Source organism: Promicromonospora sp. Marseille-Q5078, assembly GCF_050315395.1.
Taxonomy (GTDB): Bacteria; Actinomycetota; Actinomycetes; order Actinomycetales; family Cellulomonadaceae; genus Isoptericola.
In genome coordinates, this window is record NZ_JBNPQG010000001.1 from 2,493,156 (window position 1) to 2,507,588 (window position 14,433).

The window sequence follows — 14,433 nt, forward strand, 5'->3', positions numbered from 1 at the left end:
CGGGTGCGCGGGCGACCGCGCAATGCGGTCGTCGCGTCCTCAGGCTGCGCCGGGAGGCGCCGGGAGCGCCGCGGCCAGGGCCTGGCGCGCCTGGGCGGGCGACATGCCCCCGCTGCTGCGGGCGGCCTGCGCCCCGCTCGCGTCCAGCACGACGACGGTCGGGGTCGTGAGCACGCCGAGCTGCCGCACCAGGTCCAGGTGCTCCTCGACGTCCAGCTCGTGGTGCACGACGCCGTCCTCGCGCTCGGCCAGGCCGCGCAGCACGCGGGCCGTGGCGCGACACGGCGCGCACACCGCGGCCGACAGCTGCACGAAGGTCACGCGCTCCCCCAGGCCGACGCCGCTCGCCGCCCAGTCGACGGCGGGGGCCCGGCGGGCGGGGACCGTGCGCACACGGCCCTGGCGTGCCCGCCAGAGCAGACCCACCAGGGCGGTGAGCAGCACGAGCGCGCCCAGGACGACGAGCTGGGTGGACGGCTGGGCGGTCACGGCTCCCCCTTGTCGGCGCAGGATCGGGTGCGGGTCGCTGGACATCCTCCTCGCCGCCCACGATCCGGTCGACCGGTATGTCACATGTCGGACACCCCGGACGGCCTCGCAGAGACGATCGCCGACTGGCGGGCGGCGGGAGCCGCGGACGGCTTCCTCCTGCGCCCCTCCTCGCCCGGCCGGACCTGGACGCCGTCGTCGAGGCGGCCGCGCGCGGCGCGGCGAGGGCCGGCGCGAGGCCGTTCCGGGACGACAGGGGACGCACGGTGCGGGCGGAACCCGTCTACCGTGGACGTCGTGAGCCAGACCGCAGGGCACGACCACGAGCAGCACTCCCCCGAGGCCGCCGAGATCCGGGCGCTGGTGGACCAGCTGCGCCGGCTGGTGCTGACCTACAAGTTCGGGATCGACGAGGTCATGACCAAGATCTCGATCCTGCGCGACGAGTTCCGGCACATGCAGAACTACAACCCCGTGGAGCACGTGGGCTCGCGCCTCAAGTCGCTCGAGTCGATCGTGGCCAAGTGCCGGCGCAAGGGCATCCCGCTCACGCCCGACGGGGTGCGCCAGCAGATGTTCGACGTCGCCGGCATCCGCGTCACGTGCAGCTTCGTCTCCGACATCTACAAGGTGCGGGACATGCTCACCCACCAGGCCGACCTCACCGTCCTGGAGGAGCGCGACTACATCGCGCACCCCAAGCCCAACGGGTACAAGTCGCTGCACCTCATCCTGCAGGTGCCGGTGTACCTCTCCGACCGGGTCGAGCACGTCATCGTCGAGGTCCAGCTGCGCACCATCGCCATGGACTTCTGGGCCAGCCTCGAGCACAAGATCTACTACAAGTACGAGCGCGACGTGCCGCGCCACCTCACGGACTCCCTCAAGCTCGCCGCGGACGTCGCCGCGTCGCTCGACAGCTCCATGGAGCGCATCCACGACGAGGTGACGGCCATCGCGGGCGCCGACCAGCCGGTCGAGCAGCGGGACTCGCTGCTCTCCCCCGAGGAGATGCTCCGCAACTTCTGGACCGCCGCGAAGGTGGAGGGCGACGTCCTCCGCACCACGCGCGAGGGCTGAAGCGGCTGAAGCGACTCCGTCACCGCCAGGGCCCCGGGGCGCCGCGCGCGCCCCCGGCGCGGTCCATCCGGTCCTGCGCCGCGAGGAGCACGGGGGTGTTGTCGGTCGCGTAGGCGTCGTACGCCCCCACCCGCTGCACGACCTCGAAGCACAGGCGCCCCACCCGCGGCGTGTAGAAGTGCCAGAGCTCCCCGGAGCCCGACCGGTCGAAGAGCAACTGGTGCTCGCGCAGCGTGGCGAGCGTCGCGTCGTCGAGGCCGAACCGGGCACGCAGGTCGTCGTAGTAGTTGTCCGGCACCGGCACCGGGTCGAGCCCGCCCTCGCGCGCGCGCCGCGCCACGGCGACGACGTCGTCGCACGCCAGGGCGACATGATCGGGGTGGGTCACCCCGGCGGGGGCGACGTTCAAGGACATCCGCACCCGGCCGTCCACGGAGCGCATCACCTGGCTGCGGACCAGCCCCTGCGGGCCCGCGGCCTCCGTCGCCGGGGGCGACTGGAGCCCGAGCACGCTGGTGCAGAACAGGACGGCCTCGTCGTGGGCGTCGCGGCCGTGGGACACGTTGACGTGGTCGATCCCGCGGATCGCGCCCGGCGTCCTCGGGCGGCCGTGCTCGAACTCGGCGACCCACGCCGGCTCGTCGCCGACGTCGCGGTCGTTGAGGAACACCTCGACCCCGCTGGGGGCGACGAAGCCCGGCATCTCCAGCTCCCCGGCCTGGGTGCGGCGTGTCGCCGGGCTCACCGCCAGCGCCCGCGCGCGGTCGCGCACCACCGCTGCGTCCGCCACCCCGAACCCCACCCCGGCCAGGCGCGGCTCCTGGTCGCGCGCGTGCTGCTCGTTGAGGACGACCCGCGCGTCGCCCGCCGACCACAGCCGCACGGCCTTCGTGCGGTGCTGTCCCCGGAACGTCATCCCGAGCTGCCCCAGCATCACCTCGACCTCGCCGGTGTCCTCGGCCTTGACCTCCACGTAGTCGTAGCCGGTCGGCACGTCCGGGTCGGCGATGCGACGCAGGGTGGCCGGGCTGCCCGGGAGCCGCGCGGCACGGTCCTCGAGCCACACCAGCGAGCGCAGCGCGTGCTCGGCGGTCCTCCGGGTGTCGGCCTGCCGGAAGACGTCGTTGAACACCTCCAACGACAGCGGGCCGGCGTAGCCGGCGCGGGCGACGTGCACCACGAACTGCCCGAGGTCCCACGCGCCCTCCCCCGGGAACAGGCGGTGGTGCCTGCTCCACGACAGCACGTCCATCGTGAGCGCGGGGGCGTCCGCGAGCTGGACGAAGAAGATCCTGTCCCCGGGGATCTCCTCGATCCCCGCCGGGTCGTGCCCGCGGGAGAGGATGTGGAAGCTGTCGAGGCAGACGCCGACGGCGTCGTGGTCCGCCCGCTCCACCACTCGCCATGATCGACGGTAGTCGTCGATGTAGCGGCCCCAGGCCAGGGCCTCGAACGCGATGCGCACGCCGTGCTCCGCCGCGAGGTCGCCCAGGCGGCGGAGCTGGTCGGCGGACACCCGGTCGGAGTCCACGCTGGCGGTCGCGACGTTGCTGCACACGAGCATCAGGTCGACGCCGAGCCGCTGCATCGTGGTGAACCGCTCCCGCGCCCGGCGCAGGTTGTCCTCGAGCAGCTCCTCCGCGACGCCCTCGAAGTCCCGGAACGGCTGGTAGAGGTCGAGGGTCAGCCCCAGCCGGTCCGCGAGCGCCCGGATCTCCTCGGGGCTGCGGTCGCAGACGACCAGGTCGGGCTCGAAGACCTCCACCCCGTCGAAGCCCGCCTCGGCGCAGGCGTAGAGCTTGTCCTCGAGGCCCCCGCTGAGGCACACCGTGGCGATCGACGTGCGCATGTCTGGTTCTCCGTTCCGGGTCAGGTCGCGACGAGTCGGGTGAAGTGGGCGCGCATGCGGGACTCGTCGGGGTCGAGCCCGGTGATGAGGCGCAGGCTGTCGACCGCCTGGCCGACGGCCATCGCGCCGCCGTCGAGGGTGGCGTGCCCGCGCGCGCGGGCACGCCGGACGAGCTCGGTCTCCAGGGGCCGGTACACGACCTCGGCCACCCAGGCCTCGGGGTCGAGCCGGTCCACGTCGAACGCGACCCCCGGGTGGGCGGCCATCCCCACGGGCGTGACGTGCACGACGCCGTCGACCCGGGGCAGCCAGGCCTCCGCCGAGCCGCCGCTGCCGCGCACCCGGGCGCCGCCCGCGTCGGCGAACCGGCCGAGCAGCGCGCCGACGGCGGCGGGCGAGACGTCGTGCACCACGATGCGGTCGAAGCCCATGTCCACCAGGCCGGCCGCGGTCGCGAGGCCCGCGCCGCCCGCGCCGACCTGGAGCACCGTGCGGCCGGCCTGCCGGCCGGCGAGGAACCGTTCGAGCGCGCCGCGGAAGCCCGAGCAGTCCGTGTTGTGCGCCGTCGGCCCCTCGGGGCGGAAGAGCACCAGGTTGGCGGAGCCGAGCCGCCGGACCGTCGGGCTCAGGTGCGCGACGTGCGCGAGGACGGCCTGCTTGTACGGGTGCGTGACGTTCGCCGCGTCGAAGCCGGCGTCCTCCAGCGCCTGCAGCGTGCCCGCGAGGTCGGCGTCGGGCCGGTCGACGAGGTCGACGATCCGGTACTCGTAGTCGAGACCGAGCAGGCGCGCCTCCTCCATGTGCAGCGCCGGGGACAGGGACGGCCCGATGCCGTCGCCGATCAGCGCGACCCGGTAGCGGTCGCTCATGCTCCCCCGCTCCCCTCGCCCGCCAGGATCCGCCGCGCGTTGTGGACGGTCATCGTCTCGACGTCCCGCGGGTCGACCCCGGCGTCCGCGAGCCGCGGGACGACGTGGCGGGCCAGGTGGTCGACGGTCCACGACGGCGCGTGGGCACGGCGCCACGACGGCGGCGTCACGCGGCTGAAGCACGCACTGTCCTGCGACATGACGAGCTGGCTCGCGTACCCCCGGCGCAGCAGCTCGGCGAGGAACCCGAACCTCGCCTCGTCGTCGCCCGTGTGGGTCATCCCGAACCGGTCCATCCCGAGCGTCACGACGAGCGGGTCCGGCCCGTCGACGAGGCGGCCCGGGCCGGCGGCGCGCAGCGCGAGGGGCAGCGCGTCGTGGGTGTACCAGCCGGTGGCCGCGACGACGTAGAGCCTCGTGCGCGAGGCGACCCGGCCCACGAGCCGCACGTCGCGCCCGAGGCCGGGCACCGTCAGGTCGACCAGGGTCCGTACGCCGAGCGCGTACAGGTCGTCGAGGGCAGGGACCGCCGCCGCGACGGCGGCGTCGGCGTCCCACTCGGGGTGGGGGTACTCGGCGTCGAGCTCCGGCGCCCGCACGAAGACGTGCTCGTGCGTCAGCGTCCAGCCCAGCGCGGCGCCCGGGACGTCGCCCCGGTAGGTCGGGACCGCGGCGCCGCCGCTGCCCGGGGCGACGCCGGCCGCGGCGGCCGGCGTCCCGGTCATGACGCCGAGTCCCGCATGGCCTCGTAGACGGCCAGCGAGTCGCCGTCGAGGTTCGCCCGGAACCAGTCGTCCGTCTGCTTCGCGAACGCCTCGCGGTCGACGTCGTCGACGATCTCGACGGCGTCCTCCGTCGTCCAGCGGTCCAGGATCTCCTTCTCCGCCTTCTCCACGCAGCCCGGCATCTGCTCCACCGCCGAGGCGACCGCGTCGTCCAGCGCCGTGCGCTGCTCGTCGCTCAGGTCGTCGTAGGTGGGCGCCGTGACGATGAGGTTGGAGTTCTGCTGGTGCCCGGACATGCTCAGGACGTCCTGCACCTCCACCAGGTTGGTCGCGTCGATGTTGGTCAGGGGGTTCTCCTGGCCGTCGACGACGCCCTGCTGCAGCGCGAGGTACAGCTCCTCGTACGCGACCTCCGTGGCCTGGGCCCCGAGGGCCTTCGCGTTGAGCAGGTACTGCCCGGAGCCCGGGAACCGCATCCGCAGGCCGGAGAGGTCCTCGGGCTCGCGGATCGGGGTGTTCGCCGTGAACTGCCTCGCGCCCGCGGACCAGGCGCCCAGGATCGAGACCCCGCCGGACGCCTCCTTGAAGTCCTGGACCAGCTGGTCGGCGGAGCCGTCGGTGAAGAAGCGCTCGAGGTGGGCGGCGTCGTCGAAGCCGAACGCGGCGTCGAGGACCCCCGCCGGCTCGTAGACGGCCGCGAGGGCGGACGCCCCCTGGATGTCGATGTCGATGTCTCCCGACTGCACGGAGGCGATCCGGTCGGCGTCGCCGCCGAGCTGGCTGTCCCCGTAGATCTCGACCGTGAGGCCCACGTCGGCCGCCTCGGCCTCCTTCTTGATGACCTCGGCCCCGCAGGTGTGCTGGGGCTGGTCCTCGGTGTAGCTGTGGGCGAGCGTCAGGGTGACGTCCTCGCCGCCCGCAGGGCTGTCGCCGCCCCCGCCTCCGCTGCATGCGGCGAGCGCGCCCCAGGGGAGCGTGACGGCGGCGACGGCCACGGCCGCGCGCTTGGTGCGATTCATGGGAGGTGTCCTTTCGGTCGCTGCCGGACGTCGTCGTCGGCAGGTCTGACGGTCCTGGGTCGTCACAGCCCGAGCTGGGCCGGCAGCCAGGTCGCGATGCCCGGCACGAAGATCACCGCCAGACAACAGAGGACCAGCGGCACGGTGAACGGCAGGGCCCCGCGGAACACCTCGCCCACCGGGACCTTCTGCGTCGAGCTCAGGACGTACAGCACCGTCCCGACCGGCGGCGTCAGCAGGCCGATCATCAGCGAGAGGATCATCACGACGCCGAGCACGATGGGGTCCACGCCGAGCTGGGCGGCGATGGGCATGAGGATCGGGACGACGAGCACCAGGGTGGCCGTCGCGTCGACCACGGTGCCGAGCAGGAGCATCAGCAGCATGACGAGGAGCAGGAAGACGGTGCCGTCCTGCGTGAGGCCGAGCACCAGCTCGGCCAGCGCCTGGGGGACGCGCTCCTTGGCGAGGACGAACCCGAGCAGGGCGGCCGACGCGACGATCAGCATGATCGCGGCGGTCGTAAGCGCCGTCTCGACGAGGATCCTCGGCAGGTCGCGGACCTTCAGCGTCCCGTACCCGAAGCCGAGCACCATCATGTACGCCGCGCCGACGGCGGCGGCCTCGGTCGGTGTGAAGAGGCCGCCCAGGATCCCGCCGAGGATGATCACCGGGGCGAGGATCGGGAGCACGACCCGCCGACCGGCCCGCGCGAGCCTCGCCCGGGAGAACCCGACGTGCTCGATGCCGCGGGCGCGGCGCACGAGCACGAAGACGACCACGCACAGCCCCGCGGCCATGAGCAGCGCCGGGACCACGGACGCCGCGAAGAGGGCGCCCGTGGAGACGGCGGCCTGCCCGGCGAAGATCACGGCGGGGATGCTCGGCGGCATGACGGGCGCGATGAGGGCGGACGCGCCCACCACGCCGATCGCGAAGCGGTGCGAGTACCCGTGCCGCAGCATGGGCGGCACCTCGACCTTGCTGAGGGCGGCGGCGTCCGCCACCGCGGAGCCGCTCATCCAGGAGAACCCGAGGCTCACGCCGACGCTCACGTAGCCCAGGCCGCCGCGCACCTTGCCGAGCAGGGCGAGGGCGAAGTCGAAGAGCCGGTCCGCGATGCCGGCGTGGTTCGCGACCACCCCCAGCAGGACGAACAGCGGCACCGCGAGGAGCACGAAGTTCCCCGTCGCGTTCGCGACCAGCCGCATCGGCAGCCCGAGCGACTGCCCGTCGATCAGCAGGTACCCCAGCCCGGGGCCGAGGAAGGCGAACGCGACCGGCACCCGCAGTGCCAGGAGCAGCAGGATCGCGACCAGGAGCAGCAGGACGGTCATGCCTGCGCCTCCCCGGTCGCCGTCGGGGCGACGGACGTGGGCTCGTCGGGGACCGGCACCCCGTGGCGGACGATCGCGACCGCACGGGCAAGCGCCCGGATCGTCGTGCTCACCAGGCCGACGAGGGTGATGGCGTACACCCAGGACATCGGCAGGCCGAGCGCGGGCGACGTCAGGAACCCCGCCGAGGACACCAGCTCCCAGCAGGCCCAGGCGAAGGCGGCCGCGATCACCGCCACGAGCAGCATCGCAAGCACCTGGACGTACCGCACCACCGTGGGGTTCGGGAACCTGTCGACGAGCTGGAGCGCGATGTGCCCGTCGCGCGTCACGAGCACGCCCGCCGCGCCGAAGGTCAGCCAGATCAGGGCGAACTCCGACAGCTCGCCGGTCCACACCACGTTCGGCACGGGCAGGTGGCGCTGCGCCGCCTGGTACAGGACCAGCACGAAGATCATCACCAGGGCCAGGCACACGAGTGCGAGCTCCAGGGCGGTCAGGATCCGTACCACGCGCCTCATGCGCTGCTCACGTCCACGGTGACGTGCTCCTTCCGGTCGGCCGCGCCACGCGTCGTCGGGTGGGCGGGCGCGGGCCGTACCTCGTCGTGCGGCTCTCGTCCTCCCGGCAACCATAGAAACGGCCCGACAACCCGTGCAAGAGGTTGCCAAAGTTGCCACGCAATGGCTTGATACGAGGGTGAGCGCCACCATCTACGACGTGGCTCGGGCCGCCGGCGTGGCCACGTCGACCGTCTCGCGGGCCTTCACCAAGCCCGGTCGCGTCACCGCACAGACCCGCGCGCGGGTCCTGGCGGCGGCGTCCGAGCTCGGCTACGAGCACCGCCCGCAGACCCGCGCCCTGCCCGGGGGGCGGCACCGCACGGTCGCGATGGTGCTGTCAGACATCACCAACCCGCACTTCTTCGAGCTCATCCGGGGCGCCGAGCAGCGCGTGAAGGCCGCCGACGCCACCCTCGTCATCGTCAACGCCGAGGAGTCCGAAAGGATCGAGGCGAGCCAGGTGCGTGACCTCGCGCCGAGCGTCGACGGGTTCGTGCTCGCCTCGAGCCGCCTGCACGACGAGCGGCTCCTGGAGCTGGCCGAGCAGCATCGCGTCGTACTCCTGAACCGGGAGGTGCCGGGCCTGGCGAGCGTCGCCCTCGACACCACCTCGGGCTGCCGGCAGATCCTCCAGCACCTCGCGTCCCTCGGGCACCGGAGCCTGGCCTACTGCGCCGGCCCGCCCGGGTCGTGGATGGGCGCGGCGCGGTGGGCGGCGCTCAGCGCCGGCGCCGAGGAGCACGGGCTGACGGCGCACCGCGTCGGCCCGTACACCCCGAACGTCGCGAACGGCGGGGCCGCGGCGGACGGCGCGCTGCGCACGGACGCGACCGCCTTCGTCGCGCACAACGACCTGCTGGCCATCGGGATCGTCCGACGGCTCGCGCAGCGCGGGGTCCGGGTCCCCGGCGACGTGAGCGTGGTCGGTTTCGACGACATCTTCGCCGCCGAGTACGTCCACCCCTCGTTGACCACCCTCGGCGGACCCGGGGCGCACGCCGGGCGGCTCGCGGTGGAGCTGCTCATCGACCGGTTCTCCGGGCTCCCCACGCGCGAGACCGAGCAGATCCTGCTCCCCACGCAGCTGGTGCTGCGCGAGTCGTCCGGCCCCGTGGCCTCCGCCTGACCGGGCCGTCCGCCCTGCTCAGCGGGTCGCCGCCCCGACCTCGACCGTGCGACGGGACAGCAGCGCGGCGACGAGGAAGCAGACGGCGCCGACGGCCGTCCCGGCCGTCGACCACCACGGGCTGAGGTACGCGCCGCTGCCGGGCTCGACGTAAGCGCCGACCGCCGATGCGCCGAACGCGACGGAGCCCAGCATGTTCAGCCACGTGCCGTGCCACGTCCGGGCGTCGCGGTCCCACAGGCTCCCCCGGTCGCGGACGGCGACGAGCGCGGCGGCGCTGGCGACGAGGAAGGCGACGGAGCCGTAGGCGTCGGGGCGCCACCCGGCGCCGACGCTGCCGGGGTCCGCGACGGCCGCGCCGAGGGCCACGCCGGTGCTGACGTTGAACAGCACCGTCCCGACGAGCTGGACGGCCGCTGCCCACCAGTCCCACCGGTCGGCCGGCTCCGACCCGCGACGCGGGGGCCGCCGACCGCTCAGCGCCAGCTGGATCACGGCCGCCGACGTGAAGAGCAGGGAACCGACGAAGAACGTCACGCCGACGGCGACGGCGCCGACGAGGTCGACGTACGGCGGGAGGGCGCCCACGAGGAAGCACAGCGAGCCGGCGGCGAAGCCCCATGCCTCCCGGCGCAGCCGGCGCCCGACCGAGCCCTGCGTCGTGGTCGTCATCACGTCCCGCCCGACGTCGCCCGCGAGCGCCCGTGCGGGCGCCCGGCCGCCGCCCCCCGGCTCGGTGATCGTACGTCCGCGGCCCCGTTCGCGCCGCGAGTGATACCGCGCCGAGCCCACGGCACGATGTCGCGGTCAGTGCACCGGGACGTATCCCGTGCGGTCGGCGTCCGTGATCCTCCGGATCACGCGCGCCGGGTTCCCCGCGACGAGGGTCTGCGCCGGCACGTCCCTGGTGACCACGGCGCCGGCACCCACGACCGCCCCGTCCCCGATGGTCACGCCGGGCAGGACGGTCACGCCGGCGGCGATCCAGACGCCGTCGCCCACGGTGATCGGCCGGGCCGTGCACGCCCCGTGCACCGCTCGCGGAGGTCGAGGGAGTGGTTCGACGTGTAGAGGCCGACCTTCGGGCCGAGCAGGACGTCGTCGCCGACGGTGATCGGGGCGCCGTCCAGCATCACGCAGTCGAAGTTGGCGAAGAACCGCGCGCCGAGGTGGATGTTCCGCCCGAACTCGCACCGGAACGTCGGCTCGAAGCCGGCCCCCGCACCGGCCGAGCCGACCACCGCGCGCAGCAGCCGCTCCCGCTCCGCCGGGTCGGCGCCGTACGACGCGTTGTACTCGTCGGTCGCACGGACCGCGTCGACCCGCGCGGCGATCAGCTCCGGCGTCAGGTCGTCGTAGACCTGCCCGGTCGCCATGTGCGCGAGCTGCTCGGTCAGGCTCACGTCTGCTCCTTCGTTCGGACGGTCGAGGCCGGCGGCGTCGCGACGCGCGTCGGCGCAGGTCACACAGTGTGCAGCATGACGCTCCCGCGCGACGTCTCCCGCGGCCGGGTGAAGTACGGGCTCCGGCGCACCCGGGAGGGGCAGGCCGCCCGGCACGCTCCTACACTCGACGAGACGCGTCCGGGGGACTGTCGCCGAGCCGGACGCTGACGTCGTGCCGGCCGTGCGCGGCGACGGCAGAGAGCCACGGGTCCAGGATGAGCAACCCCGACGAGCGCTCGCGCGGCGCGCCGGCCGCCACGGCGAACCCGGCGCACGGGCCGCAGGTCACCGGCGACGCGGTCCTCTCGACCCCGGTCACGAAGGTGACGGTCCCCCACCTCGGCGCCCAGATCATCCCGCGCGCCCGGCTGATGTCGCGCCTCGACGAGATCGCCGTCGACCGCCCGGTGACGCTCGTGGCGGCACCTGCGGGCTTCGGGAAGACCTCGGTCCTGGCCCAGTGGTGCCACCACACCGGGACCACTGTCGGCTGGCTCACGGTGGACGAGTTCGACAGCGACCCGCACCGCTTCTTCCGGCATGTCGTCGCCGCCCTGCAGGTGGCGACGCACGGGACGGGCAGGCCCGACGCAGGTCCCCTCCTGGACATCGCCGACCGCGGTCCGACGGGGCGTCCGCCCGAGGCCGCCGGCCGGCCCGACCACCACGACGAGCTGCTGCCGGGGTGCTCCGTGCGGACCCCGATGCGGTCCTCGACGACGTCGACCAGGGCCTCGCCCACGACCATGAGCTCACTCATGCCGCTGCGACCTCGCGCACCGAGAGCCGCGTGAGGGGTGTGGCCGGGAAGATCACCTGGGTCAGGGTGGAGAGCCCGCCGCAGGCGTAGACCTCGAGCACGCACCCGTCCACGACGACGGTCAGGTCCACGGCCTCGCCGAGGTCGTGCAGCCGCGCAGTGTCGACGGAAGGGAACGCCGGGTGGAACTCGGTGTCCCCGCTGCACCGACGGTCGCCGGTGAGCGTCCGCGCCGCCGCGTCCACGGTGAGGACGACGGCGTCAGGTCCGTCGCCGTGCAGCAGGATCTCGTGCCTCCGGACCCCGTCGGTCGGGATCTCGATTCTCGTGGACCACGAGCCCGTCGCGGGGTTCCTCGGGAAGGATCGGCCGCTGGACGACGCGATCACGTCCGGCGGGCGTGCGGACGAGCTCGAGCTCGCGTGCGAGCGACATCGTCGAGCGCCACGGCGCGGTGGGGGTGTCGTTCGCATAGTCCCAGTTGCTGGCCCAGCCCACGGTGAGACGCCGTCCGTCCGCGACCCCGTCGAACGACACGGGCGCGTAGTAGTCGCGGCCGTGGTCGAGCCAGTCGGCCCCCTGCGGCCCGTCCCCGGGCCCGTCCGGCACGAAGGTGGTCCCGTCGAAGTCACCGACGAAGTACTGGACTCCGGAGCCGCCGGCGACGCCGCCCGGGTTGAGGCTGACGATCATCACCCAGCGCGTCCGGTCGGTCCCACGGACCGACAGGGGGAACAGGTCGGGGCACTCCCAGACGCCGCCGGTGGCGTGAGCGCGTGCCGAATATCACGACGCCATCCCGCGAGAGTTACTGAGTCGACTCATATGTGAGTATACTCGGCCCATCGGACGTGAACGTGGTCTTCGCGGACGAGAGGAAGGGCACCCATGGAGCACACGTCGCGGGGAGCAGGTAGCACGCCGCTGCGCGTCAACGACGCCCCGACGCGGACCGTCGCGGTCGCTGCGCGGCATGGTCGCCCAGGAGGTCGTCCGCCTCGCGCCCGACCTGGTGGACAGGATCGTCCTCCTCTGGGCCGGCCTGCAGGGCGGCCAGGGACTGACCCGGATGACCGGCGTCTTCGTCCGCGCGGCAGGTGCGGATCCTTCCCGGCTCCGGGCACGGCGTCGTGCTCCAGAACCGTCAGGCCGCCACCGAGCTCGTCTCCCACTTCCTGCACCGCCGACCGACCAGCACCCGACCGACCGAGGAGACAGAGACCGTGCGAGCGTTCGTGTTCGACAAGTACAAGCAGCCCGTCCACGAGGCGGAAGTGCCCGAGCCCACCGTGGGCGACCACGACGTGCTCGTGCGCGTCGCGGCGGCAGGTGTGAACCAGCTCGACGAGAAGATCCGGGAGGGCGAGTTCAAGGCGATCCTGCCCTCCAAGACCCCTCTCACCCTCGGGCACGACGTCGCCGGCACCGTCGTCCGCACCGGCCCCGGTGTGTCCGGGTTCAGGCCGGGCGACCAGGTGTTCGCCCGGCCGCGGGACGGCCGGATCGGGACGTTCGCGGAACGCATCGCGATCGACGAGGCCGACCTCGCCCACGCCCCCGCCGTTCTCGGCCCCGCCGAGGCGGCGTCCCTGCCGCTGGTGGCGTTGACCGCGTGGCAGGCGCTCGTGGTCCGAGGGAACGTGCAGCCCGGCCAGAAGGTCCTCGTCCACGCGGGTGCCGGCGGGGTCGGGTCGGTCACGATCCAGCTCGCCAAGCACCTCGGCGCCCAGGTGGCGACCACCGCCTCCGCGAAGAATGCCGACTTCGTCCGCGAACTCGGCGCGGACGTCGTCGTCGACTACCGCACCCAGGACTTCGAGGCCGAGCTCTCCGGCTACGACCTGGTCCTCGACAGCCTCGGCGGGGAGAACCTCGCCACGTCGCTGCGCATCCTGCGACCGGGCGGGAAGGTCATCGGCATCGCCGGCCCGCCCGACCCGGCCTACGCGAGGGCGCAGGGCCTGAACCCGGTGCTGCGCCTGGCGATCACGGCGCTCAGCGGAAGGATCCGCCGGCAGGCGAAGAAGCTCGGGGTGTCCTACGAGTTCCTGTGGATGCACGCCAGCGGCGAGCAGCTGCGGCAGATCGCCGCCCTCGTCGACGACGGCACCCTGCGGCCCGTGGTCGGGAAGACCTTCCCGTTCGACCGGACCCCGCAGGCCCTCGACGCCCTGGTCCAGGGCGGCCTCCGCGGCAAGGTCGTGATCACCGGTCCCTGATCCCCCCCCCCCCCCGGCCCGCAACGGCCACCAGCAGTCAGATCGACGACCGATCGAAGGAGTCATCATCGTGAGCACCACCGGCAGCACCGGCGAGGCGATCACCTCGTACGCGGAAGCCCCGACAAGGTCTGTCACCACGGGAGATGTCACGTTCGCCTACCGCGAGCTCGGCCCGCACCGCGGGATACCCGTCGTGTTCTTCGTCCACCTGGCGGCGACCCTGGACAACTGGGACCCGCGCCTCGTGGACGCCGTCGCGAAGAACCGTCACGTGATCACGTTCGACCAGCGCGGCGTCGGAGCGTCCTCCGGAACCGTCCCCGGCACCATCGAGGAGGCGGCCGACGACGCCTACGCGTTCATCACGGCGCTCGGCCTCGACACGATCGACGTCTTCTCGTTCTCGATGGGCGGCATGATCGCGCAGGACCTGATCGTGAAGCACCCCGACCTCGTCCGCAGGCTCGTCCTCACCGGTACGGGGCCACGCGGGGGCAAGGACATGGACAAGGTCGTGGGCGTGACGTACTGGGACATGCTCCGTGCCACGCTCACCCGGTCGGACCCGAAGGAGTTCCTGTTCTTCAACCGCGACAAGGTCGGCAAGCGGGCGGGGAAGGAGTTCGTCGAGCGGCTCAAGGAGCGCGCCACGGACCGCGACAGGGACATCAGCCTCAAGGCGTTCCGCACCCAGCTGAAGGCCATCCAGCGGTACGGGCGCTCCGCCCCGTCCGACCTGTCGGTGATCACCCAGCCCACGCTGATCTCCAACGGCGACCACGACCGCATGGTGCCCTCGATCCTCTCCGCCGACCTGCACCAGCGGATCAAGGGGTCCGAGCTGATCATCTACCCGAACTCCGGGCACGGCGGCATCTTCCAGTTCTGGGAGGCCTTCGCCCCTGTCGCCGCGAGGTTCCTCGCCGCGTAGGCGCGCCGGGATCGTCCC

The 14,433-nt window shown here is 73.1% G+C and carries 16 protein-coding genes and 1 pseudogene; 5 read left to right on the forward strand and 12 right to left on the reverse strand.

Annotated features, from left to right (window positions below; translation table 11 throughout):
* Positions 1-39: 39 nt before the first annotated feature.
* Positions 40-489, reverse strand: a complete 450-nt coding sequence (locus ACQFYA_RS11595) for a thioredoxin family protein (RefSeq protein WP_499124251.1) — start codon at positions 487-489, stop codon at positions 40-42.
* A gap of 297 nt (positions 490-786) precedes the next feature.
* Here ACQFYA_RS11595 and ACQFYA_RS11600 point away from each other — a divergent pair, with 297 nt between their 5' ends.
* Positions 787-1,569: a GTP pyrophosphokinase gene (locus tag ACQFYA_RS11600; protein ID WP_499124252.1), complete on the forward strand. Its 783-nt coding sequence runs from the start codon at positions 787-789 to the stop codon at positions 1,567-1,569.
* Positions 1,570-1,588: 19 nt separating this feature from the next.
* Here the strand turns inward: ACQFYA_RS11600 and ACQFYA_RS11605 are convergent, their stop codons facing one another.
* The 6 genes from ACQFYA_RS11605 to ACQFYA_RS11630 form a co-directional block, all read right to left on the reverse strand.
* Positions 1,589-3,418: a sugar phosphate isomerase/epimerase and 4-hydroxyphenylpyruvate domain-containing protein gene (locus ACQFYA_RS11605; protein ID WP_499124253.1), complete on the reverse strand. Its 1,830-nt coding sequence runs from the start codon at positions 3,416-3,418 to the stop codon at positions 1,589-1,591.
* A 20-nt stretch (positions 3,419-3,438) separates the two neighbouring features.
* Complete coding sequence (locus ACQFYA_RS11610) at positions 3,439-4,287, reverse strand: shikimate dehydrogenase (protein ID WP_499124254.1); 849 nt, start codon at positions 4,285-4,287, stop codon at positions 3,439-3,441.
* Positions 4,284-5,012: a phosphotriesterase family protein gene (locus tag ACQFYA_RS11615; protein WP_499124256.1), complete on the reverse strand. Its 729-nt coding sequence runs from the start codon at positions 5,010-5,012 to the stop codon at positions 4,284-4,286. The genes ACQFYA_RS11610 and ACQFYA_RS11615 overlap by 4 nt, the downstream gene beginning before the upstream one ends.
* Positions 5,009-6,031 carry a DctP family TRAP transporter solute-binding subunit gene (locus tag ACQFYA_RS11620; RefSeq protein ID WP_499124257.1) on the reverse strand — a complete coding sequence of 341 codons (1,023 nt, stop codon included), beginning with the start codon at positions 6,029-6,031 and terminating at the stop codon, positions 5,009-5,011. Before ACQFYA_RS11620 ends, ACQFYA_RS11615 begins: the two co-directional genes overlap by 4 nt.
* A gap of 62 nt (positions 6,032-6,093) precedes the next feature.
* Positions 6,094-7,368 carry a TRAP transporter large permease gene (locus ACQFYA_RS11625; protein WP_499124259.1) on the reverse strand — a complete coding sequence of 425 codons (1,275 nt, stop codon included), beginning with the start codon at positions 7,366-7,368 and terminating at the stop codon, positions 6,094-6,096.
* Entirely contained in the window at positions 7,365-7,889 is a 525-nt protein-coding gene (locus ACQFYA_RS11630; RefSeq protein WP_499124260.1) for a TRAP transporter small permease, read from the reverse strand. The genes ACQFYA_RS11625 and ACQFYA_RS11630 overlap by 4 nt, the downstream gene beginning before the upstream one ends.
* Before the next feature lie 178 nt (positions 7,890-8,067).
* Between ACQFYA_RS11630 and ACQFYA_RS11635 the strand changes: the two genes are divergently transcribed.
* Positions 8,068-9,057, forward strand: coding sequence for a LacI family DNA-binding transcriptional regulator (locus tag ACQFYA_RS11635; protein ID WP_499124262.1), 990 nt, complete (start codon positions 8,068-8,070; stop codon positions 9,055-9,057).
* A gap of 18 nt (positions 9,058-9,075) precedes the next feature.
* On the opposite strand, the gene ACQFYA_RS11640 is transcribed toward ACQFYA_RS11635, so the two are convergent.
* The 3 genes from ACQFYA_RS11640 to ACQFYA_RS11650 all read right to left on the reverse strand — a co-directional run bounded on the left by ACQFYA_RS11640 (position 9,076) and on the right by ACQFYA_RS11650 (position 10,460).
* A complete protein-coding gene (locus tag ACQFYA_RS11640; protein ID WP_499124264.1) occupies positions 9,076-9,729 on the reverse strand; it encodes a hypothetical protein in 654 nt (217 codons plus the stop codon).
* 135 nt (positions 9,730-9,864) lie between these two features.
* Positions 9,865-10,029, reverse strand: a complete 165-nt coding sequence (locus ACQFYA_RS11645) for a hypothetical protein (protein WP_499124266.1) — start codon at positions 10,027-10,029, stop codon at positions 9,865-9,867.
* The gene (locus tag ACQFYA_RS11650; RefSeq protein ID WP_499124268.1) at positions 10,026-10,460 is read right to left on the reverse strand and encodes a maltose acetyltransferase domain-containing protein; all 435 of its coding nucleotides are present in this window, start codon (positions 10,458-10,460) and stop codon (positions 10,026-10,028) included. Before ACQFYA_RS11650 ends, ACQFYA_RS11645 begins: the two co-directional genes overlap by 4 nt.
* 257 nt (positions 10,461-10,717) lie before the next feature.
* Between ACQFYA_RS11650 and ACQFYA_RS11655 the strand changes: the two genes are divergently transcribed.
* Positions 10,718-11,296 (forward strand): hypothetical protein, encoded by a 579-nt coding sequence (locus ACQFYA_RS11655; protein ID WP_499124270.1) that lies wholly within the window; start codon positions 10,718-10,720, stop codon positions 11,294-11,296.
* Here the strand turns inward: ACQFYA_RS11655 and ACQFYA_RS11660 are convergent.
* Positions 11,259-11,585, reverse strand: coding sequence for a GH32 C-terminal domain-containing protein (locus ACQFYA_RS11660; protein ID WP_499127507.1), 327 nt, complete (start codon positions 11,583-11,585; stop codon positions 11,259-11,261). The genes ACQFYA_RS11655 and ACQFYA_RS11660 overlap by 38 nt on opposite strands.
* Positions 11,524-12,021 (reverse strand): annotated as a pseudogene (locus tag ACQFYA_RS11665) (glycoside hydrolase family protein); the annotation flags it as partial. The pseudogene ACQFYA_RS11665 and the gene ACQFYA_RS11660, both read right to left, overlap by 62 nt.
* A gap of 464 nt (positions 12,022-12,485) precedes the next feature.
* Between ACQFYA_RS11665 and ACQFYA_RS11670 the strand changes: the two are divergent.
* A complete protein-coding gene (locus ACQFYA_RS11670) occupies positions 12,486-13,481 on the forward strand; it encodes an NADP-dependent oxidoreductase (protein WP_499127509.1) in 996 nt (331 codons plus the stop codon).
* 70 nt (positions 13,482-13,551) lie between these two features.
* Complete coding sequence (locus ACQFYA_RS11675) at positions 13,552-14,415, forward strand: alpha/beta fold hydrolase (protein WP_499124273.1); 864 nt, start codon at positions 13,552-13,554, stop codon at positions 14,413-14,415.
* Positions 14,416-14,433 lie beyond the last annotated feature (18 nt).